This window comes from Paenibacillus ehimensis NBRC 15659, assembly GCF_004000785.1.
Classification (GTDB): domain Bacteria; phylum Bacillota; class Bacilli; order Paenibacillales; family NBRC-103111; genus Paenibacillus_G; species Paenibacillus_G ehimensis.
Window position 1 is genome coordinate 1 of record NZ_BILX01000012.1, and the last position, 25158, is coordinate 25158.

23 protein-coding genes and 1 pseudogene are annotated in these 25158 nt (G+C 56.9%); 8 read left to right on the forward strand and 16 right to left on the reverse strand.

All coding sequences use genetic code 11. The annotated features are described in order from the left end of the window. The 3 genes and pseudogenes from PEH01S_RS09340 to PEH01S_RS09345 form a co-directional block, all read right to left on the reverse strand. A pseudogene (locus PEH01S_RS09340) lies at positions 1-368 on the reverse strand (hypothetical protein); the annotation flags it as partial. 117 nt (positions 369-485) lie between these two features. Continuing rightward, positions 486-632 carry a hypothetical protein gene (locus tag PEH01S_RS35370; protein WP_246062858.1) on the reverse strand — a complete coding sequence of 49 codons (147 nt, stop codon included), beginning with the start codon at positions 630-632 and terminating at the stop codon, positions 486-488. Beyond that, positions 629-1018 carry a hypothetical protein gene (locus tag PEH01S_RS09345; RefSeq protein ID WP_246062859.1) on the reverse strand — a complete coding sequence of 130 codons (390 nt, stop codon included), beginning with the start codon at positions 1016-1018 and terminating at the stop codon, positions 629-631. The genes PEH01S_RS35370 and PEH01S_RS09345 overlap by 4 nt, the downstream gene beginning before the upstream one ends. Before the next feature lie 138 nt (positions 1019-1156). Between PEH01S_RS09345 and PEH01S_RS34525 the strand changes: the two genes are divergently transcribed. Then, positions 1157-1306 (forward strand): hypothetical protein, encoded by a 150-nt coding sequence (locus tag PEH01S_RS34525; RefSeq protein ID WP_164827754.1) that lies wholly within the window; start codon positions 1157-1159, stop codon positions 1304-1306. 31 nt (positions 1307-1337) lie between these two features. Here PEH01S_RS34525 and PEH01S_RS09350 read toward each other — a convergent pair whose 3' ends face one another. From PEH01S_RS09350 to PEH01S_RS09405, 12 genes are all read right to left on the reverse strand, one after another. Then, the gene (locus tag PEH01S_RS09350) at positions 1338-1868 is read right to left on the reverse strand and encodes a DNA-deoxyinosine glycosylase (RefSeq protein ID WP_246062860.1); all 531 of its coding nucleotides are present in this window, start codon (positions 1866-1868) and stop codon (positions 1338-1340) included. 115 nt (positions 1869-1983) lie between these two features. Further along, positions 1984-3966, reverse strand: a complete 1983-nt coding sequence (locus PEH01S_RS09355) for a methyl-accepting chemotaxis protein (RefSeq protein ID WP_127485030.1) — start codon at positions 3964-3966, stop codon at positions 1984-1986. Between the two features lie 235 nt (positions 3967-4201). Continuing rightward, positions 4202-5407 (reverse strand): class I SAM-dependent methyltransferase, encoded by a 1206-nt coding sequence (locus PEH01S_RS09360; protein WP_127485032.1) that lies wholly within the window; start codon positions 5405-5407, stop codon positions 4202-4204. A gap of 28 nt (positions 5408-5435) precedes the next feature. After that, a complete protein-coding gene (locus PEH01S_RS09365; RefSeq protein WP_127485034.1) occupies positions 5436-6623 on the reverse strand; it encodes a PQQ-dependent sugar dehydrogenase in 1188 nt (395 codons plus the stop codon). A 93-nt stretch (positions 6624-6716) separates the two neighbouring features. Further along, a complete protein-coding gene (locus PEH01S_RS09370) occupies positions 6717-6995 on the reverse strand; it encodes a hypothetical protein (RefSeq protein WP_025851999.1) in 279 nt (92 codons plus the stop codon). A gap of 192 nt (positions 6996-7187) precedes the next feature. After that, positions 7188-7628 (reverse strand): Dps family protein, encoded by a 441-nt coding sequence (locus PEH01S_RS09375; RefSeq protein ID WP_025852001.1) that lies wholly within the window; start codon positions 7626-7628, stop codon positions 7188-7190. A gap of 96 nt (positions 7629-7724) precedes the next feature. Further along, a complete protein-coding gene (locus PEH01S_RS09380) occupies positions 7725-10079 on the reverse strand; it encodes a PAS domain S-box protein (protein WP_025852002.1) in 2355 nt (784 codons plus the stop codon). A gap of 137 nt (positions 10080-10216) precedes the next feature. Further along, the gene (locus PEH01S_RS09385; RefSeq protein WP_127485036.1) at positions 10217-10990 is read right to left on the reverse strand and encodes a sporulation protein; all 774 of its coding nucleotides are present in this window, start codon (positions 10988-10990) and stop codon (positions 10217-10219) included. Positions 10991-11108: 118 nt separating this feature from the next. Further along, positions 11109-11777 (reverse strand): serine/threonine protein kinase, encoded by a 669-nt coding sequence (locus tag PEH01S_RS09390; RefSeq protein ID WP_246062861.1) that lies wholly within the window; start codon positions 11775-11777, stop codon positions 11109-11111. Next, positions 11767-12657 (reverse strand): SMP-30/gluconolactonase/LRE family protein, encoded by an 891-nt coding sequence (locus tag PEH01S_RS09395; protein WP_127485038.1) that lies wholly within the window; start codon positions 12655-12657, stop codon positions 11767-11769. Before PEH01S_RS09395 ends, PEH01S_RS09390 begins: the two co-directional genes overlap by 11 nt. Before the next feature lie 222 nt (positions 12658-12879). Then, a complete protein-coding gene (locus PEH01S_RS09400) occupies positions 12880-13152 on the reverse strand; it encodes a hypothetical protein (protein WP_025852009.1) in 273 nt (90 codons plus the stop codon). A gap of 65 nt (positions 13153-13217) precedes the next feature. Continuing rightward, on the reverse strand, positions 13218-14204 hold the full coding sequence (locus PEH01S_RS09405) for a cation diffusion facilitator family transporter (protein ID WP_127485040.1): 987 nt from the start codon (positions 14202-14204) through the stop codon (positions 13218-13220). A 324-nt stretch (positions 14205-14528) separates the two neighbouring features. Here PEH01S_RS09405 and PEH01S_RS09410 point away from each other — a divergent pair, with 324 nt between their 5' ends. The 5 genes from PEH01S_RS09410 (at position 14529) to PEH01S_RS09430 (ending at position 19490) form a co-directional block, all read left to right on the forward strand. Continuing rightward, on the forward strand, positions 14529-15353 hold the full coding sequence (locus PEH01S_RS09410; protein WP_025852011.1) for a sugar phosphate isomerase/epimerase family protein: 825 nt from the start codon (positions 14529-14531) through the stop codon (positions 15351-15353). A 32-nt stretch (positions 15354-15385) separates the two neighbouring features. Then, on the forward strand, positions 15386-16744 hold the full coding sequence (locus PEH01S_RS09415) for an amino acid permease (protein WP_025852013.1): 1359 nt from the start codon (positions 15386-15388) through the stop codon (positions 16742-16744). Positions 16745-16823: 79 nt separating this feature from the next. Then, complete coding sequence (locus tag PEH01S_RS09420) at positions 16824-17846, forward strand: SIS domain-containing protein (RefSeq protein ID WP_025852014.1); 1023 nt, start codon at positions 16824-16826, stop codon at positions 17844-17846. Between the two features lie 63 nt (positions 17847-17909). After that, positions 17910-18692, forward strand: coding sequence for a fructoselysine 6-kinase (frlD, locus tag PEH01S_RS09425; RefSeq protein ID WP_127485042.1), 783 nt, complete (start codon positions 17910-17912; stop codon positions 18690-18692). 69 nt (positions 18693-18761) lie between these two features. Further along, complete coding sequence (locus PEH01S_RS09430) at positions 18762-19490, forward strand: GntR family transcriptional regulator (RefSeq protein WP_025852018.1); 729 nt, start codon at positions 18762-18764, stop codon at positions 19488-19490. Between the two features lie 357 nt (positions 19491-19847). On the opposite strand, the gene PEH01S_RS09435 is transcribed toward PEH01S_RS09430, so the two are convergent. Further along, a complete protein-coding gene (locus tag PEH01S_RS09435) occupies positions 19848-20513 on the reverse strand; it encodes a hypothetical protein (protein WP_127485044.1) in 666 nt (221 codons plus the stop codon). 1241 nt (positions 20514-21754) lie between these two features. On the opposite strand from PEH01S_RS09435, the gene PEH01S_RS09440 reads away from it, so the two are divergent. Together PEH01S_RS09440 and PEH01S_RS09445 are read left to right on the forward strand one after the other, a co-directional pair. Next, complete coding sequence (locus PEH01S_RS09440) at positions 21755-23377, forward strand: response regulator transcription factor (RefSeq protein ID WP_025852019.1); 1623 nt, start codon at positions 21755-21757, stop codon at positions 23375-23377. After that, on the forward strand, positions 23374-25155 hold the full coding sequence (locus PEH01S_RS09445; protein WP_127485046.1) for a cache domain-containing sensor histidine kinase: 1782 nt from the start codon (positions 23374-23376) through the stop codon (positions 25153-25155). Before PEH01S_RS09440 ends, PEH01S_RS09445 begins: the two co-directional genes overlap by 4 nt. Positions 25156-25158: the final 3 nt, after the last annotated feature.

The following is a 25158-nucleotide window of genomic DNA, read 5'->3' on the forward strand; positions in this document are numbered from 1 at the left end:
GCAGCCGGCGGGGCCGGGCTCTGCGGCGATGCGGTCCCTTCGGGCGCCGCCGCCTTAATATAGGCGGCTTGATTTTTGCTGTTCAATATGATTTCCAGTGAATCGCCCGGCTTCAATTCCGTGATCGCCGCTTTTTGCAAGTTACGGTACACCCACACGTCCGCTGTCAGCGGATAGATTTTTTCCGTTCCGTCGTAAGTCACTTTGATGTTTTTGCCGCCGTCCGTCAAGCCGACGAACCGCCCTTTGGCTTCTGTCGATAGTTCAGCCGACACGGGCGCATCTCCCGCCCAGGTGACGCCATAAATCAGTCCGCCCAACAGCGCGGCGGCAAGCGCCCACACGACTGTTTTTTTAAGTTTCCCCATCGTTTCTCTCCCCCTGTAACAGGCGCTGCAAAGCTCCCGCCCGTATTTTTCGAATGGAGTACGTTATAGGGTTCGGGCTTTCTTGCCATTTTCAGGGGATCAGACCGGACGATACTCTCATACCGGGTCCCAACGGTCGGCATAGGCTTGCAGCCGGGGATGCGTGACCGGGCTTCCCTCCGCGCTTATGAACCAGCGGATTTTTTTAATCCACGTCTCGAACGATTCGTAGCCTGCCAGCAGCTCGGCGGTCGTCGCAGTCACCCAGACGAATGGGGAGCGGCATACTTCTCTTCCAGAAACCGGAAAGCGGTGTCGGCAGGGGTGTACTTTTTGCGCTTGCCTTCAAACGGTTCGACCACATAATCGATATCCGTATCCGACGCGGCAAGCAGCGCTTGCAGCGCCTCGACCCTCCGGTGATACGGAGCTACGGAACGCGGCTTCTCCATTCGCCGTACCGTCTCCTCATGCAGCGGGTAAAACACCGCCTTGGCGATGCCGCGCCCGCTTGCCAGCGCCAGGACGCGTACGAGCTCCTGCTCTGTATAGTCCTCGAACGCATCGTAAATCCACAAGCTTCCGCGGTCCGTCTCGCGATCATTCGGCGGCTCGTATCCGAACGGAACTTTGCCCGTCTGTCTTGCCATTCGGCATCCTCCTCCCGTCGCTTGCAGAAATGGGTTTTCACTTAGTATGCCTTTCGGAAAAAGAGAATATTTTCCGGGCAGGCTGCGCACGTTAAGCATGAATCGGCGATGAAGCTTGTCCCGAAAGGAGGCAACGGCATGTCGGAAAATAAAAAGCACGAAGGCAATTACGAAGGCACGGCTTCGATGGAAGCCGACAATCAAGATATGGAATTCGTGAACGATACGCTCAATCAAGTGAAAACGACAGTCAACCAGATCGGAGCTACGCAGAAAGAGAAGGAGTAACCCGCTCGCTTCCCGCGGTCCCGGGCGGCCGTTAGCTCCGTACGTCGATCCAAGCCGCCCGCACAGGCTGCCATGCTTCCAGCTTGGCCGCTTGCGACATGGCCCGCGCCGGACTCGATGACGGCAGCAGCGTGTAGCTCCTGCCGTCATCCGCAGCCCTCTTCATGACCTGCCGGCGGTACAGATCCGCCGCCGCGCTGCCGTTGAAGAAGACATGGCGGATCCCCGGATACGCCGCGTAGAACCGCGCGAAGTCGTTGGCCTCCGGACGGCGGATCGCCGTATCGAGACTGCCTTCGCGCTCGCACGCCGCAAGCACGTCCCACAGCGCTACGCCGCGGGACAACGCAAAGCGGAGCCTTTCCTCATAGGACGCAGCCGGCTCCCCGCCGTCCAGCAGCGCATAGAGAAGCGGCCAGAAGCCGTTGCGCGGATGACCGTAATACTGCTGCGCCCGCAAGGACGCTTCCCCCGGCATCGATCCGAGAATCAGCAGCCGGCAGCGCTCATCCACGACCGGCGGCAAGCCGGTCAAGCGGGGACGTTCCTTGTCTGCTGCCATCTGTATGCATCGCCTCCCGTTTCGTCGATTCACACCCAAGCAGCCTCATTGTAGCATAGCCGCCCGGTACAAACACAAACACACCGCGAAGGCAAAGAAAAACCGCAGGACGCGGTTACACTTTGAACCGTCCCGCGGTTTGCTGAAGCTCGTCCGCCGCCTTCTGCAGCTGCTCGGCTTCCCCTGACGCCTGACCTGCCAGGTCAAGCTGACCGGCGGAGGCCGAAGCCGCCCGTAGCGTCTGCTCCGAGGCGCTGCCCGCGATACGGGCCATCTCCTCGATGCCGGCCGTCACTTCCTCGGTGCCGGCAGACAGCTGCTCGGAGGCGGCGGAGATCTCCTGAATCTGCGCCGTGATGCCCTGCGCCATCGTCAAGATCCGACCGAAGGCTGCACCCGCCTGCTCGACTTCCCCGACGCCTTTCTCCACCTCGCGGCCGCCCTTGTCCATCGCGGATACTGCCGAAGCCATCGAGGCCTGGATGGACTCGATCTGCTCGTGAATGCGCTGCGCCGACGCTTCGGACTGCTCGGCCAGCTTGCGCACCTCGCCTGCGACAACCGCAAAGCCCCGGCCGTGCTCTCCGGCCCGGGCCGCTTCGATCGCCGCATTCAGCGCGAGCAGGCCTGTCTGGGACGCAATGCCGGATATGGCGCCGGCCATCTCCCGCACCGACTGCATGCGGCCTTCCAGCTCCCTGAACGCTTGGCCGACCTGCTGCGCCGACCGGCGCATCGTCCCCATCTGCTCCATGGCGCCCACCGAGGTGCGGTTGCCGGCTTCGGCTTCCTGCACCATCGCAAGCGACGCTTCCGTGACGTGAGCCGACGCCTCGGCGATGCGCTGAATGCCCGCGGCCATCTCCTCCATCGCCTTGGCGCTGTCCCCGGCGCTGGCGGCTTGGCTTTCGGCGCCCGCCGCCAATTCGTCCAGCGTATGGGCAATGGCCTCCGAAGCTTCGCGGGACTGCGCGGCATGCGCCGCCAGCTGGTGCGAGCCGTCCGTTACGCGAAGAGAAAGGGCATGCACCCCTTTCATCATTTGCTGCAAATGGGCGATAAACCGGTTAATCTCCCCGGAGAGCCGGCCCATCTCGTCCTTGCCTCTGACGGCAAGGCGATAGGTCAAATCCGCTTCCTGCGAGTTGAGATTGGCCGTCGCCTCCAGCATCGCCTGAAGCTTGCGGGCGACGGAAAACTTCGCCAACACGAACAGCAGGCCAAGCACAACGAGCAGCACGATCAGGAGCTCTACTGCAACCGTCAGCTGCTGCCGTGCGATCAGCTCGTCCGACTGTTCCTTATTGAGCGCGACGCGAACCGCCCCCCAATGCTTGCCCTCAAAATACAGCGGGTAAGACATGTCCCATGTCTCGACGACCCGTCCTTCCACGCTTCGCGGGTATGTTTGCAGCAGCACTTCGGAAGTGTCCTTGTACGTCGCGGCCGCGTAGCCCGTCGGGTCGTTGAACACGCGATTGGCCCGGTATTTCTGGCTAAGCAGCCCCTCCGCACCCCAGCTGTCCTTCGACGACTCGCCTTGCGGGCTGTAGCTGCTGTTGTGCGTCGCGATGAAGCCAACCGCTTCCGGATTCGCCGAGTAGGCGATCGGAATGGCGAATACGATCTGCGGATCGGTCAAAAATCCGTCGATCATCGCCTGCCACCGCTCGTCCGTATAAGCGCCGTAAGCGCTGGTATATTTCATCTCGTATTGCGCGAGCGGGATGTCTTGGCCGTCGAATCGTTTCTGTTTCGCCGAAGCGTATTCCTTATCCTTCGACCGCTTCTGTGCCTCTTCCCGGCTCGCGGCGATCGGCTCCAGCCGGTCGTCGAACAACCGTGTCCGCAGCTCCTCCCCGGACAGCTTCGTTCCGTCTTTCAGCATCACTCCGGTACGGAGATCCGATTCGGTCAGGCTCTGCAAGCTTTTGGATAGCGAGATGGCCATCGTCCGCCCTTTGTCGAACAGCGAAGCTTCCGCGTGACGGCGAATGATGCTGCTTTGATAGGCGAACACCACACCCATTAAGAGCAGGAGCACCAAGCTGCTGTATAGCATAAATCGGCCCGTTAACGAATGAAGTGGATTTCTCATGAGACAAGCACCTCGGTTCTCAGTTTTCCCCAGCCATGGATGGAACCATATTCCAATTGGAGTTTAACATCCATTGTACTACGGAAACTAGGAGAAAAGTTTCACAATAAGCGAAGAACTTTTGTCGAATTTTAGGACAAACGGACGATACAATCAAAAAAAGAGAGAGGAAGCCCCTCCTTAAGTCACGGGACCCTCTCTCTTATTGAAGCAATAACAGCTTCGGTTTAAACGGTTACCGCTCCAGCCGCGGCGTCAGCTTATCCTTCAGCGCCCGCTCCAAATAAGGCTCCGCCTGCAGGAAATTCCGGAATCCTTCGTACTCTTCCGCAAGCTTGGCCCGTTCGGCGGGCTTCGGCGGCTGCACGCTGCGAACCGCCCGGATTAAAATATTTTTCGGCGTGTGCTCCAGGTCGATGAATTCAAGCAGCTGCGTCTTATAGCCGACCAGCTCGAGCAGCTTCGCCCGGATCGCATCCGTAGCCAACGCGGAAAACCGCTCCTTCAAAATGCCGTGCTGCAGGAGCGGGCCGAGCACGTCGCTGCGCACCTGCCGGAACAGCTCGTGCTGGCAGCAAGGCACGGACAAGATGACCGAAGCGCCCCAGCGAACCGCCTTCTCCAGCGCCGCATCGGTCGCCGTATCGCAGGCATGCAGCGTCACGACCATGTCGACCTGCTGCAGCTCGTCATACTTGGCGATGTCGCCGACAAGGAACCGCAGCCCGTCATAGCCGAGCTTCTCCGCAAGCACGCTGCAGTGCCGGATCACATCCTCCTTGAGATCGAGGCCGACGACGCGCAGGTCGAAGCCCTGCATCTCCTTCAGAAAATGATACATCGCAAACGTCAAATACGATTTGCCGCAGCCGAAATCCACGATGGTCAGCGTCCGGTCCTTCGGCAAATGCGGCAAAACATCAGCGATCATCTCGACAAACCGGTTGATTTGGCGGAATTTATCGTATTTAGGGGCAAGCACCTTCCCCTGCGCGTTCATGATTCCGAGCTCGATCAGAAAAGGAATGGGAACGCCTTCCTCCAGCACGTAGTTTTTTTTCCGGTTATGGGCGGGCGCTCCGCCCGCCGCTTGCTTGGTCGGCGGCTTGCGGAGAATGCCTGTCTTGCCTTTCTTGCTGATCAGCACCTGATAGTCCGCTTCTCCCGTCTGCAGCAGCCCTTGCCGGAACTGCTCGGCAAGCAGCGTGTTCAGCTTCGCCTCCGCCGCTTCCGGCGCCAGATTCTCGTGCAGCACCTTCGGCCCGCAGAAGGAGCTGAATTGATAGTGCAAAGCCCCTTTGAGCTGAACGGGCTTCACCGTCACCTTCGTACAGCCGCCGCCATCCGGACCGCTTCGCCGCACTTGGCTCAGCGTCGCTTGGATCAGCGTCCCTTCCTGAAACAATCGGCCCGTTAATTCCGTCAATTGCTGCTCTTGCATCCCGCTTCACGTTCTCCAATCCATTAGTTCATGATTTCAATTCCGGTATCAGCCGGATGATCTTATCGTCGTCCTTCTGCGGCTGTCCGCGGCCGTCCCGGTTGTTCGTCAGCACATAGAGCGAGCCGTCCGGCGCTTCCGCCACCGTCCGGAGCCGGCCCAGCTCACCGGCGAGCAGCGGCTCGACGGATTGGGCGCTCTTGCCGTCTTGCGACAGCACGATATGCAGCACCTGCGTCCCGCGCAGGTTAGCCACCAGCAGGTGGCCTTTCCACGGTCCGCGGCTGACGAACGTCATGCCCGACGGCGCCCACGTGACGTCGCGGCTGTGCACGACCGGCGCTCTTAGCGGTCCCGGTCCTTTTTTCCCGGCATCGGCCGGCTTGATCTCTGTCTCGTCGCCTTCGATTAGAGGCCAGCCGTAGTTGGCTCCGGCCTCGATGAGATTGATCTCGTCGTGAGCCGTTTGGCCATGCTCGGAGCTGTACAGCCACTTTGTCTCCGGATGCCAGGCAAGGCCTTGAGGATTGCGGTGGCCGAGGCTGTAGACGGGCGAGCCGGGGAACGGATTGTCCGGCGGCACGGAGCCGTCTTTGGCGATGCGGAATATTTTGCCTGACAATGCCGTCACATCTTGAGCGGACGGGCGGTCGTCGGCGTCTCCGTTCGTGATATACAGCATGCCGTCCGGCCCGAACTTCACCCGGCCGCCGTCGTGAATCCGGTTGCCCGGCAGATGATCCAGCAGCACTTTGTCCAGAGCGGCTTTCCCGCCCTGCTCCTTCAGCCGGACGACCCGATTGAACGGCCGGTCGTCTTTGAAGTACGTATAATAGGCATAAATATAGCCGTTTCGTTCAAATTGCGGATCAAGGGTGAAGCCAAGCAGTCCCGCTTCTCCTTGCTTGTACAAACTGCCGTTAAATTGAAATACCGGCTCCTCGATCAGCTTTCCCTTGTCGATGACGCGCAGCGCGCCGCCGCGCTCCGTAAAGAAAATACGGCCATCCGGCGCAAAATCGATTTCCCACGGCACGGCCAATCCTGTGGCTACGATTTCCTCCTTATATGGAAAGCCGGCTTTGGACGCTGTACCCGCCGACGGGGCGGAAGGGGCCGTGCCCGTGGCAGGAGCCGCCTGACGCTCCTCCTCACAGCCGGCGAGCAGCAGCGCTAGGAGCAGTCCCGCCGCGGTCCGCGAAATCGTTCGATTCATAAGGGTCAGAGCCTCCCATCCCTTTTCATCCCATTATACCCAAACGGCGCTAGGAAAAGCGACCTGTTCGAGCTATTTTTCATTCCTGCTGCTTTATTTATTGTGGAACCACGCGACAAGCAATGCGGCAAAAGCAATGAGAATATTGATCCAGCCGGGGTAAAGCTGCTTGTTGACCAACCGCTCTTTTTCGATCCGCTCGAGGCGTTCGTCGCGAGCGCGCAGCATCTCGTTTATTTCCACACGGGATATATAGTTGCCATGCCAATTATCCAGCTTTTCTTCCATGCGCGTGACGGCGACTTCGATGTTCTCGAGCCGGGTCTCGACTTTCATTAAACGTTCCCCGTCTTTATTCGGATACGCGTTCATTGTTTTTGTCACTCCTTTGCTGAGCAGTCCGCGAGCGGTCTGCCGACTGGGTTCCGCTCTACAGTATATGCGACAAGCCTTCCCGCCGAAGCGACGATTACACAACGGCAGTGCGTAATCAGGCCGCTACTTACAAAAAAAGGCACGGCTTCCTGCGCAATCCGCAAGTCGCCATGCCCCCGGTCCGGGACGCTATTTACCCAAAAACGATTCCAGCATCCAAACGTGCTTCTCCAGCTCGCTGTGAATCGCAAGCAGCATATCGCCGGTCGTCTCGTCGTCCGCCGCTTCGGCAATCTCCATTCCTTCCTTCAGCTCCCCGATCAACGTTCCGAAATCGTTGGCGATGGAACGGACCATCTGCTCGGCATTCTCGCTGCCGGAAGCTTCGTGCAGGGTCGTTTTCTCCAAAATTTCTTTCATGGTGGCCACCGGCTGCCCTTTGAGCGCCAACAGCCGCTCGGCCAAATTGTCCACGTGAACAGCCGCCTCGTTATACAGCTCTTCGAACTTCGCGTGCAGGGTGAAAAATTGCGGTCCTTTCACATACCAATGGTAGTTGTGGAGCTTGATGAACAGCAGGCTCCAGTTCGCTATCTGGGTGTTCAGCACTTCCGTTAAGCTTTTGGACATGGGTCGTTCCTCCTTGGATCGCGTTCTTTTCCAGCTTATCCCTAATTAATATGAAATACTGAAGCCGCTTTTATACATCGCATACGGAAGGAATCGCTAGGGGTCGTTGGCAGCGACGGGCTCAGGCGGTATCGCAAACCGGACATAGAAGGCCGTGCCCTCCGGTCCGGTCTGCCACATCAGCTTGGCTCCGTGCCGGGCGGCGATACTGAAGCAGACCGCCAGACCGAGCCCCGTCCCCCGCTCCTTCGTCGTAAAGAACGGGGTTCCGACCTTGGCCAGCACGTCCTTGTCCATGCCGTGGCCCTGGTCGCTGACCTCCAGCACGACCTCTGACTCTTCCGTGTACGTGGCGATCTCGAGCCGTCCTCCGGCCTCCATCGCTTCAAGCCCGTTCAGCGCGAGATTCAATACCATCTGCCGGATCTCCTTCTCGTCGAGCTCCAGCTCGGGACAGGAATCAAGCCGCAGGTGTAACTGCTTGCCGGCCAGCGTCGCCTCCGCTTGAATGAGCGGACCGATGGCTTCAATCACCTGAGCCAAATTTTGCGGGCGGCGGTCGGTGGTCTTGTTTTTGGCCAGCGCCAAAAACTCGCTGATAATCCCGTTGGCGCGGTTCAGCTCCTCCACCATGACATCGAGGATGTCCTTGGGCGGTAAGGCTTTCTTCGCGCGCATAAGCTGGAGAAAGCCGCGGACGGTCGTCATCGGATTGCGGATTTCATGCGCGATGCCCGCGGCCATTTCCCCGATCATATGCAGCCGGTCCAGCCGCGCAATCTCCCTCTCCAACGCCACCCGGTCCGTAATGTCCGTAATGACCGCCAGCACGCACGGCACATCCGGCGTCTCAATGATCTCCGTGGACAACAGCCCCGTCCGCCGCTCGCCCGACTTGGTCACATACTGCACTTTCACGTCCGTCATCGTATCGGCGAAGTCCACGGAGGCCGTCTCGACCAGTCCTTCGTCGGAAATGAGCGTCATCTGCAGATCGGCGGTTCCCGACGTCATTTCTTCATACGTGTATCCCGTATGCTTCATCCAGCTCTCGTTGACATCAAGATAAGCGCGGTCGCTTAGCGATTGAATCGCCATCAGACAGGGCGTCGCCTGGAAAATCGTATAAAACCGCTCCTGCGATTCCCGGACATCCTGCTCCATGCGCCGCCGTTCGTTCGTATCCTGAATATATAAGCTGATGCCCAGCGACGACGGGAAAGCTCTCACCTCGACCCAGCTTTCCGTCAGGTTCGAATAAAATTCCGCCCGCTGCGGCGCTTGCTCCAGGGCGGCGCGCAGAAATAAATCGTAGCACTTCGAGCGTTCCACCGGCGCATAATCCCAGAACGGCCGGCCGAGCGCCTGCTCCTTCACGATGCGGAGACGCTGCTCGGCCGACCGGTTCATGTAGACGATCGCCCCGTCGTGGTCGAGCGCGTAGAACGCGTCCGTGATGCTCTCCAAAATATCGTTGATTCGGTCGTACGACCGGAGCAGCTGCTCGGTTACCTGATGCCGGCGCCTGATTTCCGCCTGAAGTCTTCCGTTGGCTTCGCGCAGCGCATACGTGCGCTGCTCGACGGCTTGCTCCATGCGGATGTACTGCATTTTGCGCTCGGTCACGTCGCGAACCGAGCAGACATAGATCGGCCGGTCGCCGATACAGGCGCTTCCGATCTGCAGCTCCGCGGGAAACGTCCCGCCGCTGCGGCGCACGGCTGTAACGTCCGTCGCTTCCCCCGTGCCGCTAACCGGCAGCAGGGAGCCGCTTTCTCCCGAGCCGAACAGCCGCTCGGTGTACGGCACGACAAGCCACACGGGCTTCCCGATCAGCTCCTCCGGGTCATACCTGAACAGCGGCCGGACGGCGGGATTGGCCGACAGAATCGTTCCCAGCGCGTCGACGGTCAAGAAAGCATCGGTCGATGTCTCGCTGATGGCCCGGGCCATCGCTTCCATCTGTCGAAGCTTGTCCGTATTGTCCAGAAGCCGGGCATGCGCCTGCTCCAGATCGATCGTGCGCCGGGTGATCAGCTCCTTTTGCGCCTTAAGCTGCTCCCGGTCCCGGTAGATGCCTGCGAACTGCTTGACCTTCACTTTCAACACAACCGGCTGCACCGGCTTGAATATAAAATCGATCGCTCCGATTTCATAGCCTCGTACCATATGCTCCGTCGCTTGACTGAGCGCAGTCACGAAGATGACCGGAATCGACCTGTACCGCTCTTGCGATTTCAGCATGCGAACGGTTTCAAAGCCGTTCATTCCCGGCATTTCAACATCCATCAGAATCAAAGCAAAAGACTCCTGCATCACTTGCCGCAGCGCTTCCTCTCCGGAATTGGCGGTGGTGATGCGATAATCGGGAGATTGCAGTATGGAAGACATAGCGAGCAAATGTTCCGGCCGATCGTCGACAATCAGTATATTCACTTGCGGTTCAGCCATATGTATACTCTCCTAGGGTCCGGTTATTATCCTAATCCTTACATTTTTCGCTAGCCGGACATTCTTCTCCTGCTTGCCGCCGCGAAAAAAAAGAAGCCCGTTTCCCGAAGGAACGAACTTCCCGAACGACGATTCAATTAACAATACCTCGAAATGAGATCATGCAGCTGCCCGGCCACGATGGTCGAGCCCCGGCGCAGCTCGCTGCCCGGAATGGTGACGCGGACGAAGCTTTCGTCCAGCCCCATTTGTTCTTCCAATCTTCCCCGGAAGCCCCGGGCGCGGCGGTCGATCTGCAGGAACAGCTCCAGATCGTTTCCTCTTGGGAAGTAGAGCACTTCGAGCTCGTCGAGCGCGCCGCGGAAATTCGTCGTCGGCACATACTCGAACTCCTGCACGAACGGCAGCGGCCCGCCCAATCTTGGCGCGTAGTCGTTGGAGACTTCGCGCAGACGGAAGCCGAGCTCATCCAGCGCCTCCATCACGGTAGCCACGTTCGGGCCGGCAACGATGTCGATCCGGTCCCGGTCCGTCGGATCGACCGCCATGTTGATATCGAGTCCCGTTTCCACCCAGACCGGCGTGTTTCGCAGCGACAGCGGAGCGTATTCGGGAATCGCCAGCGTAAACGGGATCTCCCGGCTCTCGCCGGCACGCAGCAGGAAAGCGTCGGTGATGCGGTATTTGGCAATCTCCGCTACGTGTGTCACTTTCGAATCATTTTGTTCCCTAACATACTGTGTTTTCAAATACACATAGATGCTTTCAATCTGCTGCTCCAATTGGCCGCCTTGAATGTGCACGATTCCGCCAAGCGTATCTCCCGGTGAAACCTGCGCATGTTCCAGCTTCGTATCCACCTTCGCCGAACCGATCCCTACACTTGCAAGCACTTTCTTAAAAATGGACATGATCTTTGCCTCCCGCCTGAAGTACGCCAAAGTTATTTGTTGCTCTGCGGTTCAATACGCGGCGGAGTGCCGGGCGGTTTCACCCGGACCATCATGCCGGCGCAGCTTGTTTAAGTCTTTATCTTTTCAGCAAACGGTAGCCTTTGCGAACCACGTTCAGCACAAAGCCGGGAACCGGGATACGCCGCAAGGGCGGAAGGTAAAAGCGGTCGTACGCTTTCTTCAGATCGTCCCACATCATACATGGCTCCGGCTTCAAAAAATCCGATACGTCCACCACGACGCCGCGGCCGTCCCGCATCATGACGTTTTTGCCGTGAACGTCGTGCGGGCGAAGCCCTTTGCCCACCGCATAGGCAAGCGCCTGGTCGATATCGTCGATCACCTGCCGGGGAATCGGGACCCCCTTCCGGATGCAATCGTACAGCGTGATGCCGTTCAAGCGCCGGAGCACCAGATAGCCGTCGCCATAGTACAGGCATTCCGAATACGCCGGATGCCGCCCCAGACGGCGGTACACCTCGGCCTCCTCCCGCAGCCCCGGCCGGCCCGGCGCATATACCTTCACCACGTATTCGGGGTAATCCGGGTGTGCGAGCACCGCCGCATAGTTGCCAGCGCCTAGCAACCGCCAAGGGGCCGGCACACGGTAGACGACAATCGGATCGTGCGGCTGTTCGCTCCTGATGCTCAGCTCCGGCAGGAGTCGGCGCTCGATTTGCGCAATGAACGGGTGACGCTCACCCCAGGCGTCTTCGCCTGCCATCGTCCAGTTGTTATCCGCCATAAAAGCAAGCCGGTCTGCCTTTCACGCCCGTCTTGACGCGGAACAAGCCGCCGGCATGCGGCTGCTGCGCCAGCTGTTCCCCGCCCAGCCCGGTTCGGGCGGTCGTAATGTACAGCTCGTCCCAGTCCGGACCGCCGAACGCGCAGGAGGTCGTCTGCGCAGCCGGAACGCGGACGGAGCCGAGCCTCTCGCCGCTCTGCGGATTCCAGCAGGACACCCGCCAGCCGCCCCACTGGGCAACCCACAGCATCCCTTCGCGATCGACGGCCATACCGTCAGGAATGCCTTCGCCTTCCGGAATCGTCACCACCGTGCGCCCATTCGAGACCGTCCCTGCTGTCGGCTCGTAGTCGTAGGCGACGACCCGCTTGGTAGGCGAGTCGATGTAATACATCGTGCGCCCGTCGGGACTCCAGCCGAGTCCGTTGGAGCAGCTCACGCCATCGATCGCCTTCCGCACCGCCCCGGCAGGCTCCAGGCAATAGAGCGCCCCCGTCGGGCCGCCGCTCTTGCGGTTCATCGTCCCCGCCCAGAAACGCCCGGCTTCGTCGCATTTGCCGTCGTTAAACCGGTTGTCCGGAAGCCCCGCCTCCGGGTCGGCGAGCTTCGTCAGCCGCTCGGTCGCGATGTCGAGCAGATGAAAGCCATGCTCCAGCGCAAGCACCAGTCCTTCGCCTTCCGCTCTGGGCACCGCGGTTCCGACCCGCTGGTCCAGCTGAATCGAACGGTCCGTTCTTTGAACCGGGTCATAGTGATGAACCCGCATTCCCTCGATGTCGACCCACAGCAGCCGTCCGCTGCGGTGATCCCATACCGGCCCTTCGCCCAGCGCCGCCTTCGTGTCCAAAATCAATTCCGCCGTTAGCTGCCACGGTTCCAAATGCAGCCCTCCTCTTCCTCACGCGCCTCCAAGCACGTGCCGTATGCCCCCATTGTAGCACAAAGGAAAAGCCAAATGCGATGCGGTTACGATGCTCCGGCTAATCTTGGCAGCCTTGCTGCTGCCGGGTATTACCGGCCGCCTGGATGGAGCCGAAAAAGACCCGTCGCCCCACTTCTCATAAGCGGAGGGGCTAACGGGTCTCGAGATTCGCATCGGCAGCTATTCTTCCATCGGCTGCAGATTTTGCAGAGCCGATTGATCTTCGGCAAGCAAGGCGGCCGCTTGCTCAACGGCAGGCTTATTCTCGTCGTGCCCCGCTTGGGCGATCGAACGTTCGGCTTTTTCCACGGCCGTCTCGGCCTGCTCGATCATTTGCGCGGACGGATGGCTCTGCGCTTGGGCTACGGCGTTGTGCGCCTTTTCTACCGAATTTTGCGCTTGCGAGACCGGATTTTGCGATTGAAGGCTGGAGTCGTATTCGTAACGGGTCATTCTTGGTCATCCTTTCCACATACAGGGTTGCTGTTAATATGGGAAAAAACGGCCGTTTTTATTCGTTATACCCGCAATTCCTCGTGGCGTATAGCCGATTTCTCGACCTGGATCGTCGCATGGTGGATATGGAACCGCTCCGCCATCAGCCGAATCGCCTGCTGCAGCACGTCCTGGCTGTCCCGGTCGTCCTCGATCTGCAGGTGGCAGCTGAACGAATCGAGGCCCGACGTAATCGTCCAGATGTGCAGGTCATGCACGTCCACGACGCCCTTGATGCTCTCCAGCGCCCGCTTCACTTCCTCCTGGCTCACGCCGGCCGGCGTTCCTTCCATCAGCACGTGAACGGTATGGGAGATGACGCCCCAAGCGCCCTTAAGAATCAGCAGCGCGACAAGCACGCTGATAATCGGATCGGCGACGTACCAGCCGAAGGCCAGCATCACCAGCCCCGCGATAATGGCGCCGACGGAGCCGAGCGCATCCCCGAGCACGTGGAGATAAGCGCTGCGCAGGTTGACGTTGTTCTTCACGTCGCCCTTCCGCATGAGCGCCCATGCGCTGATCAGGTTTGCGAGCAGCCCTACGGAGGCGATCAGCATCATCGAGCCGCTGGCGACTTCCGGCGGGTTAAAGAAGCGGCCGTACGCTTCCCATATAATAAAGCCGGCGATGAGAAACAGCGTAATGCCGTTGAACAGCGCCGCCAGAATCTCAAAGCGGTAAAAGCCGTACGTCTTGGCCGGGGAAGCCGGTCTTGCGGCGAAGGTGAGCGCGATCAAGCTGAGCAAGAGCGAGCTGGCATCGCTGAGCATATGCCCGGAGTCCGAAAGCAGCGCCAGGCTGTTCGTGATGAGTCCCCCGAAAAACTCCAGCAGCAAAATGCCCGCGGTGATGGACAAAGCGATGATCAGGCCTCTTTTATTCCCTTCGCGGGCGTGATCGTGATGCCCGTGCCCGTGATGATGGTGGCCGTGGCCGTGATGGTGACCGTGACCATGTCCATGGTCGTGCTTATGAGCTGCTCCTCCGCTATGGTTATGACTGTGCATAGGTCGTCCCTCCCAAGATACGGGCGATCCGCTGCGCGTTCCGACCGTAAATTTTATATATGATCATGTGTTCATATGTTATTATGCATCATCGCATAGCCCCTGTCAATCCTATCCATGAGATTTTTTACCCGCCGGCTCGCTCCATGATGTCAGTATGACCATTTCCATGCCGGTTTACGAGGACCGTGCGTTTTTGACGAAACCGTGAAGCCGTCCGCGAGGAAAAACGAACAATTTTAAGAAAGCGCTTGCCACTTATGTACTGTTTAATTATAATACAAAACATAACAAATAAACCCATGCAGGAGGCGAGCCGCTCACATGAACATCGCAGGCATGAATATTACGTATCGTCATTTTCCGTTCGAGCATTTCTTGAACGGGATGGAACGCGCGGGAATCGGCAGCATCGAATTATGGGCCGGGGAACCCCACTTTTATGTGGGACGAAACCCGCTCTCCACGCTGCGGAGCATTCGAAAGGAGGTGAAAGCGCGAAAGCTGAACGTCGTATGCTATACCCCCGAGCAGTGCGTCTACCCGTATAATTTGGCCGCCTCGGACCCGGACTGGCGGGCGAGGAGCGTGGCGTATTTCAGGGAGAACCTGTACGCCGCGGCCGAGCTGGAGGCGCCGATGATGCTCGTGACGTCGGGAATCGGCGATTTTGCCGTCCCGCGGGCTGATTCTTGGAATTTTGCAAGCGATTCCATTGCGCAATTAGCCCGAATCGCCGAAGCGGAAGGCCTGCTTCTGGCTCTGGAACCGCTGACGCCATTTGAAACCAACCTGATTACGAGTCTTCGGGACGTCCGAAACCTGATGGCAGAGATCGGCTCCCCTTCGCTGCGCGGCATGATCGACACCGTCGCGATGCAGCTGGCCGGCGAAACGCCGGACGATTATTTCGCCGCACCCGGCGGCCTGCCGCATGTCCATCTGATCGACGGAGACGGTCAATCGGATGCGCATTTGGCGCTTGGGGACGGAGTGCTGAACTGGGAAAGCTGGGTGCAAAGCTTGCAAAAGCACGGGTACCGGGGAAGCTGCACACTCGAAATCATGGGCTCAAATTATTATGCGAATCCGCAAGAAGCCATTGAAAAGTCGCTGGACAAGCTCCGGCAGTTTGGATTTTCCTCATAGGGTTTATCAACTTGAATATGGAGGAATCGTGTATGAGCAACGGCAGTCTCACACGAAAACTTGGATTCTGGTCCGCCCTGGCGCTGGCCGTCGGGACCACGATCGGCTCGGGCATTTTCGTATCGGTCGGCGAGGTGGCCCGCGCGTCCGGCACCCCGACGGTCTCGATCATGGCCTGGCTGATCGGCGGCTTGATCGCCATTCCGCAGATGATGGTTCTGGGCGAATTGTCTACCGCTTATCCCGAGAACGGCAGCGGATACGTGTACCTGAACAAAGCCGGCTGGCGGCCGCTCGCCTTTCTGTACGGCTGGGCCACGTTCTGGGCGCTCGACCCTCCGTCGATTGCCATCATGGCTATTGCGATCGTCTCCTACGCCGCCGTGTTTTTCCCGTTCTTTGCAGGCATCGCGGGAAAATTTCTGGCCGTCGCCATCATTCTGGCGATCACCGCGATCCACTACCGCAGCGTGAAGGAAGGCGGCGTGTTCCAGGTCCTCATTACCGCAGTCAAAATCATTCCGTTCGTCATCGTCGTCGCGCTAGGCTTTATGTATATGAATACGGACCATTTTGCCTACACCCCTCCGGGCGGCGCAGCCAATACAAGTCTCATAGGCGGCATTTCCGCCACGACATGGGCCTATACGGGCATGGCGGCGATCTGCTTCATGGCCGGCGAAATCAAAAATCCGGGGAAGGTGCTCCCCCGCGCCCTGATCGGCTCGGTGCTGATCGTGCTGACCCTCTATACGACGCTGGCCGTTTCCGTTACGGGCTTAATGCCCTTCGAGCAGCTGATGAAATCGGAAGCCCCGGTGTCCGAGGCGCTTTCGTTTATTCCCGGGCTTTCGCATATCGCTTCGTCGTTTGTCGCAATCACCGCCATCATCGTCATTCTCGGCTCGCTCAGCTCGTGCATCATGTTCCAGCCGCGCCTGGAATACGTCATGGCGCGGGACGGGCTGTTCTTCAAGCGGTTCGGCCAAGTACATCCGAAATACGAGACGCCGAGCTTCTCCATTATCGTTCAGGTGGTTTATGCATGCGTGCTCGTCTTTTTAAGCGACCTGACGACGCTGCTCGGTTATTTTACGCTGACGCAATTGGCCATCAACATCATGGACTTCGTTGCGGTCTACAAATGCCGCAAGCGTGATGATTACAAGCCCGTTTACCGTATGCCGGTATGGCGTCTGACGACGATTCTCGCGATTCTGGGCGCTTCGTGGCTCGCATGGGGGACGTTCACCTGGGCCCCGTGGCAGGGCTTGCTTGCGGCAGGAATCGTCATCGTCACCGGCCTCCCGGTCTACCATTACTGGGAAAAAAGAAATCGCTTGCATCGCGATCCCCGCTTCGGCCATGACGAAATTCCGAAGGAAGCCTAATTGGGATTGATTTTTAATTCTATTTTGTTATAATACAAAACATAACAAATAAATAAAAAAAGAGAGGCGTGTTGAACCCATGCTGCACTTGGACAAAACAAAAGTCGATTTTCTGGTAACGTCGAGCATGATCCCCGAGGTTGAAACCTTCATCCGGGAGGGACAACCGAAAATTGCCGGCATCGCGCAGAAGCTGGCGCAGCAAAAGATCGGACGCGTCTACTTCGTCGGCTGCGGCAGCTCCAAGGCTGTCGGCGCGGCGGCCAAATATTTGATCGACAAATACAGCACGCTTGTCTCGAACGTGTATACCGGCTGGGAATTCGTCGACCATACTCCCCGTGCTCTTGACTCCTCCACGGCGGTCGTCGTCATCTCCCACTCCGGCACGACGGAGGAAGTGGTTCAATCGCTGCGGAAAGCGAACCAGGCCGGTGCCGTCACGATCAGCGTCGTGAACAAGAAGGAAGGCAATCCGCTCGGCGAGGAAGCCCAGTTCGTGATCGACTACAATGCTCATGCGATGTGGGAATGCCACCTGCTGGCCCTGTACTTCCTGTCCCTGCAATGGATTCGGGAAGTCGAGCCGTCCCAAGAGGTCGAGCAAATATTGGCCGACATTCCGAAGCTGCCCGGCGTCCTGGCAGGCCATATCGACTCGTTCGAAGAAAAGGCGCTGAAGCTGGCGGAATCGGTCAGCAGCTGGAAAGGCTTCTATACGGTAGCGGCCGGACCGCTTGTGTCCCTTGCTTATAAAGAAGGCGTCATCACGAATATGGAATTTATGTGGGGGCACGGCGCCGTGATCGAGAGCGGCGAGTTCCGTCACGGCCCGCTGGAAATCGTCGAGCCCGGCGTTCCCTTCGTTTTCCTGGTCGGCACCGACGCTTCCCGCCACATTACGGAACGCGCCCTGCGTTTCGTGAAAAAATACAAAGGCGAGCACATCGTATTCGATTATCAAGAATTGTCCGGCGGCTTGCATCCGGATCTGGCCCCGATGGTCATGTTCGTGCCGCTGGAATGGTTCTCCTACTACTTCGCCGTCGCGAGAGACCATAACCCCGATGACCGCCGTTACTACGGAGTCGTCGAATACTAGAAAGGCGCTTTCCCCCTGTCTTCCGGACAGGGGGTTCAGCTCCTGTAGGAGGCGAATGGGAAGATGAAAGCTGCTACCGTCGGAGATAACTGTATGGACGTCTATTTGTCAAGACAGGAAAGCTACCCGGGCGGCAATCCGGTCAACGTGGCCGTCTACTTGAAGCGGCTCGGGGCCGATGCCTCGTATATCGGCTGGGTCGGCACCGACGACTACGGCGGGCAAATGCGCCGGGCGCTACGGGACAAAGGGATCGACGTCAGCCATCTGCATCAACAAGAAGGCCAAACCGCCGTAACCTACGTCGAGCTGATCGGCAGCGACCGCCAATTCGGGGACTATCACGAAGGGGTGATGGAGCATTTCCGGCTGACGGAGGCCGATCTGCGGTTTATCGAAGGGCATGCGCTGGTGCATGCCGGAATCTGGGGGCACGCGGAGCCGTATTTCCCGCGGTTCAAGGAGAAGGGCCTGATCACCTCCTTCGACTTCTCCGACAAGCTTCACCATGACTTGACCCGGCAGCTCCCGGCCTTTATGGATTACGCTTTCTTCTCTTATACGCAGGACGACGCTTATATCCGCAGCTACCTGAAAGAAACGCATGCGCTCGGAGCCCGGGTGGCCGTCGCCACCTTGGGGGAAAACGGCTCGCTCGCCTACGACGGCGAACGTTATTTCCGGCGCGAAGCGGAAGCGGTTACCGTCGTGGACACGATGGGCGCAGGCGATTCGTTCATTGCCGGCTTCCTGTACGGGATCATGAACGGACTTCCCCTAACGCAGTGCCTGGAGCAGGGAACGCGATCCGCGGCGCAAACGATCACGTATTTCGGGGCCTGGTAGCTGGAAATGGCGGCAAAGTTGCATGTATAATGAGAAGAAACATTGGCGACATGGAGTCGATTTTACGCTATGAACCTAAATCCATCGACAGCGCAGCCCTTATACATGCAAATCCGGCAGATGCTGAAGAACGATATTCAAGAAGGAAAATACAAACCGGACGAGCAGATTCCGACGGAAGCGGAGCTGTGCGAGATCTATCAGGTCAGCCGCATCACGATACGCAAAGCGATCGAAGAGCTGGTCAAGGACGGCACGCTCACCCGCATCCAGCGCAAAGGCACCTTCGTCACCTCGAGCAAATTCCAGAACGAGCTGCTGTCGGTCAGCGGCTTCTCGGAATTCAGCCACCAGTTGGGGATGATCCCCAATTCGCGCACGCTGCGCAGCGAAGTGGTTCCGGCTTCCGCGGATATGGCCGAACGGCTGCAGATCGAGGAAGGAAGCCCGGTGCTGGAGCTCGAACGGCTGATGTATGTCAACGAACGGCCGCTTTTTTACGATCTGGCCCACTACCCGCTGACGCGCTTCCCCGATCTGGAGAAAAAGATCGCGCGCGACGAATCGACGTACAAGATTTTAAAGCAAGATTACGGAACGGAAATCGACAGCAACGATAAAATTATCAATGTGATCGGAGCGACGAAGGACCTGGCGAAAGCGCTGGAATGCGACGTCGGGGCCAACCTGTTCCGCATCGTCAAAATCGCCTACGATTCGCACGACCGGCCGGTTCACCTCTCCACCTTCATGTGCGAGACGAACAAGGTGAACCTGACCGTGCATCGCGCGAAGTGAGGCTTATCCGCCCTGCCCCGTAGAGCCATACCCGCGAAGGTTTTGCTTCCATGCGAGGCCCGTAAAAAATCCCAATGGAACCCGGTGGTGTTCCAGGGTCGCTGAGGATTTAGGGCCGGTGAACCGGGGAACCGGGGGACCCATAGAAAAAAGAGCTACAGCGCTAGGCTGAAATAATCCGGACGGATATGAATACGACCTTTTATCTTGGTAACGGGTGTTCTAGATGCCCTCTACTGAGAAGCCAAAGGACCTCCAAAATAAACTCGATGAAAGAGAAAACGGCTCTTGCCGCGTAGATGCGAACAAGGGCCGTTTTTTTGCATTGTTCCACGAAATCAAATCGCCGGCTCAGAGTTAATAAGAGTGGAAAATAGGAACTGGAACTGTTATGCCAATGGTTCCATACCATCCATAAAAGTCTACGTAAGTGCCTGCTCCTTTGTCTGTGCTTATAAGCATCCATGCTCCTGCTGCGGCAACGGCGGTCACCGCAGAAGCAAACCAAGCAGGAGGAGTCACCGAAAAGAAAAGCATAGTCGCTTGCATAGCAGCAATTGTTCCTGCAACAGATGCAGTATATAAAAGAATATTGTCTTTAAATTTTTGAACAAATTCATGAGAGAAGTGAATCTGCGTTCCCCACCAAGCGATATCAAAAGAAAAATGATCACCTAAATTGATAGCAGAACGTTCGAATTGTGTCGGTACTAATGTACCGTTGCTGGAGATGGACAACTCCTGTGCATGTTCTCTCACAAAAGCATTCGTTTTTTCGATTACTTCTTTGGCTGTCTGGACGTCTGCTTTGCTTAAATTTTTATCTGCTTCTTTGGTCAAATAAAACTGTTTAGCAGAATCAATTTTTACATACGGATTGACCTTCTCGATAAAAGCCTGTGAAAGTTGTGAAATTGCTTGATCAGCTTGAACAGTAACTTCCGGAGGAGCAGCAAAAGCAGAGCCGACCTGACTTCCCAATAAAGCAAATGATAAAGACGAAGCGACAATAATTTTTTTCACCTTGATAACCTCCTATTTTTTTGAAATATATGAATATTTTTACCAACAAATTAATATTATCAATATAAGGATATATATTCAATTTAAATCTTAATATATAAATTTTTTTTTAGTTAGCATTGAGCAAGAAATTCGATAATATGGTAAAATTTAAATAAACTTAAAAGGGAGAAATTGTACAATGAGACAAGTGCTAATGGATTTTTTTAAAAAAAGACTTCCATGGAACATTTTGAATTTTATTATTCTATTTGTAGTTTTGCCTAGCACTTTGAACGTGGATCTTCAAACATCTCTTATGGTAGGATCAATAGTTTTCATCGTAGTGGGTTTAATAGAAATTATTGCAATGGCAATGTGGAGACGAAAAAAATAGCTAATCAATAAATTGAATAGAAGGGCTTAAAACCACCACGTCGATAATAGGTTAGTACCTGACTAAGTGGTTTTTTGGCTTAGTTCCCCATTTTATTTACTCTATAAAAAAACAATCCCTCACGTAACAGTTTCTCAACTTGCTCCTCGCTATAACCAAGCTCAGCTAATCTTCGGACAGCAAACCCTGCGCCCGCCGCTGCCTACAGCTCGCCCCGGGCCGAGCTGTATTGGGAAAAAACGAACAAAACAAAGCGCCGTGCCCCTAGTAATCAGGTGTCGGCGTTTTTTCCAATATATTTATGCTATGGTTCGGACTATTTTATTTCGATCCTTTGATCAATTGGCTAACCCAGTTCTGCGATACGCCAATCATGCTCGCCCATTCTTTTTACGAGGCAGACGGATATTGTTCCATCACCGCATCCAAGCGAAGCTTCGTGTTCAGATTTCTTGGTTTTCGCTTAGAGTCCAGTTTCCAGCTTTGCTTACCATTCCTAGCCAGCTCTTTTAAACATCCTGATAGAGAAACCGCTCTTGTAAACAAGCGGCTCAATAGAGGAACAAAAGATACATTCTACCGTCCGCTATTTCCGGATTAGCACGTGCTCTTTTGCATCAATAACAAAAATTCGATTGAATCTCCGATTTCCATTTGCAATGTACGCCTCGGACGCGCACTCCCCTTCAGCCCATCAGGAGCTTTCCTGACGGCCGAAGGGGATTTTTTCAATTACCGTCAATTCCGGGCGGGGAACTGTTAAGTTTCTACAAAAAAATGCAAAAGCGCGCACCTTCCTCTTGCCGGAATTTCCCTTTTTACAGTACACTCAACACAAAGTTACGCTGGAAATGCGGGGGTGCGCATGTACAAAATCATGATTGTGGACGACGAAGCGATCGTACGCGAGGGCATCAAGGAGCATATCGACTGGAACGGGCTTGGCTTCGAGCTGGTGGGCGATTATGCGAGCGGCCGGGAAGCGTGGGAAGCGATGGAGCCGCTCAGACCGGACCTCGTGCTGTCGGATATTTGCATGCCGTTTATGGACGGGCTGGAGCTGACAAGGCTGATCCGGACCCGGTACCCTTTCGTGAAGGTAATCATCCTGACCGGCTTCGACGATTTCGATTATGCGCAGCAGGCGCTGCGGCTCAAAGCTTACGACTTTATTTTGAAACCGATTACAGCGGCAGACCTCCGTGCGCTGCTGACGAAAGTGAAGGGCGAGCTCGACGAGGAAACCCGCCAGCGGGAAGATTTGACGCGTCTGCACATGCAGCTGAATCAAAGTCTGCCCCTGCTGAAGGAACGCTTTCTCGAACGATGGGCGACGACCGCCATGGGAGAGGCGGAAATCCGCGAGCGGCTTCACTATTTCGGGCTTCCCGAGCCTCTGCCCGACTATGTGGCGATGGTCGCCGACATCGACGATTTCGGCGGCGACGGACATCTGCCCTCCGATCAGGATCAGGAGCTGCTGCGCTTTGCCGTGTACAATATGGTCGAGGAAATCGTGGGCCAGGAGAACGGAATCGCCTTTCGCACCCGCGAAGAGCGCATCGTTGCCATCGTGTCCGGGCTTGCGGCCATGCCTTTGTACGAGCTCGCGTACCAGCTCGCCGAAACGATCCGGCAGTTTGTCGAGAAATATTTGAAATTGACGGTTAGTCTGGGCGTCGGACGCGTAGGCGGCTCGCTGGAGGAGCTTCCCCTCTCTTACAAAAGCGCCTTGTCTGCGCTCGAATACCGGCTGCTGCTCGGTAAAAACCAAGTAATCGGCATCGTCGATATGGAGGGACAGCCACCGGCCGCTCCGGACAACGGCGCGGAGTGGAACCGGCTGCTGGCCTCCGCCGTGAAAACAGGCACAGCCGCAGACGTTCACCGCCTGATCGAGCAGTTAGTTGCCCACTTGAGAACGTCCCGGATGCCGATCGAAGGATGCTATTGGCAGATCCAATCGGTGATCGTCACGCTGATGAACACAGTCCGGGAGCTCGGAGCGGACGAGCCGTGGGCGGCCATTGGCGGGCGCAATTGGCTGACGGACGTGTACCGGTTCAAGACGCTGGACGAAATCCAAGACTGGCTGAAGCAAATTTTAAGCTTGGCGCTGGACCAAATCTCCGAGCAGCGGAACCGCCTGACGCATATGCAGGTGCTGCGGGCCACCGAGTATATCCGCGAGCATTACGCGAACGACAAGCTGTCGCTGCAGGAGCTGTGCCGGCATACGCTCATGAGCACCAGCTATTTCAGCACCGTGTTCAAGCAGCAGCTCGGCGAAACGTTCGTCGAATATTTGACCCGGGTGCGCATCGACAAGGCGAAGGAACTGCTGCAGCATACCTCGCTGAAATCCTATGAGATTGCGGCGAAGGTCGGCTACGCCGATCCGAACTATTTCAGCCTGATCTTCAAGAAGCACTCCGGTCTCACGCCGACGGAATACCGGGATAACACCGCCAAGGAGCACCGCCGATGAAGCCGACGCTCCGCCCTCCGCTGCCATGGTTCCAATTCAAGAGCATCCGCTCCAGCATCGCTGCGGCGTTTTCCTGCTTAATCCTCGTCTCCGTCGGCATCACCAGCTTCATCTCCTACCGGCTGTCCGCCGACGCCGTGGAGAAAAATTCGCAAGCCTACCTCTCGGAAATCATGAAGCAGGTCGGCGCCAACATCCAGTCCTACTTCACCAACATGGAGAACATCTCCACCCTGGCTCTAACGAATAAAGACATCAAATATTTTATCTCCAACACGGTGTTCATCAGCGAAGCCGACCGCCGGATATACGAGAAACGGATCTCGGACATGTTCCAGTCGATTCTGTACACCCGCAAAGACATCGCCTCCATCATGGTGTTCGGCTACAACGGCAAGTTCGTGTCGGACCGGCGCAGCACCAGCCTCAATCCGCACGCGAGGCCGGAGGAGCAGCTCTGGTACAAGCAGGCGAAGCAGGAAGGCGGCAAGCCGGTCGTCTCCTCCTCCCACGTCCAGCATGTGATCCAGAACGAATACCGCTGGGTCGTCTCCCTCAGCCGGGAGCTGAAAAGCACCGACGGAATCGCGGGGGAAGGCATTTTTCTCGTCGATCTCAACTTGAGCGTCATCAGCGAAATCTGCAGTCAGGTCAACCTCGGCAAACGGGGCTACGTGTTCATTGTGGACAGCGGCGGCAACATCGTCTACCACCCGCAGCAGCAGCTCATCTACAGCAACCTGAAGAGCGAGCTGATCGACAAGGCGATGCATACGGACAGCTTCGTCACGTACGACGGCGCCGAATCGCGGATCTATTCGGTCCACGATACGAAATTCGGCTGGAAAATCGTCGGCGTCGCCTACACGGACGAGCTCGTCACCAACAAGCACACCATTCAAAGCTCGTTTCTTCTGCTGGCCGTCTTCGGGCTGGCGATCACCCTGCTGCTGTCGTTCGTGCTGTCACACCGGTTCTCCAAGCCGATCAGGAACCTTCAGGATAAAATGAAGCAGGTGGAAAAAGGCAACTTCGACATCCGCGCCGAGATCGAGCAGGAGAACGAGATCGGCCAGCTCGGGCGCACGTTCAACCTGATGGTCGGCCACACGAAGGAGCTGATGAGCGAAATTATCAAAAACGAAGAAACGAAGCGCAAAAGCGAGCTCAAGGTGCTCCAGTCGCAGATCAACCCGCACTTTCTGTACAATACGCTCGATTCGATCATCTGGATGGCAGAGGGCAAGAAGCACGAGGAAGTCGTGCTCATGACCTCCGCGCTCGCCAAGCTGTTCCGCGCCAGCATCAACAAAAGCGACGAGCTCGTGCCCGTCTTCATCGAAATCGAGCATATCCGCAGCTATCTGCTGATCCAGAAGATGCGGTACAAGGAAAAGCTCGACTACCGGATCGACGTCTCCAAAGACATTATGGCCTGCAAAACGATCAAAATTTTGCTCCAGCCCTTCGTCGAAAACGCGATCTATCACGGGATCAAAAACAAACCGGGCTGCGGGCTCATTACCATTTCCGGCGGGGAGAAGGACGGCAAGCTCGTGTTCACCGTCGAGGATAACGGACTCGGCATGACGCCGGAGCAGCTGCGGCATATTCTGTTGCCGAAGACGGGAACGGAGCGCGGCAAGGGCGCGGGCGTAGGCATCGCCAACGTGCACGAACGGATTCAGCTTTATTTTGGAACGAGCTACGGCGTAAGCTTCGAAAGCGAACCGGAGAAGGGCACCCGGGTCACACTGACGATCCCGAAAAGCGAGTAGGAA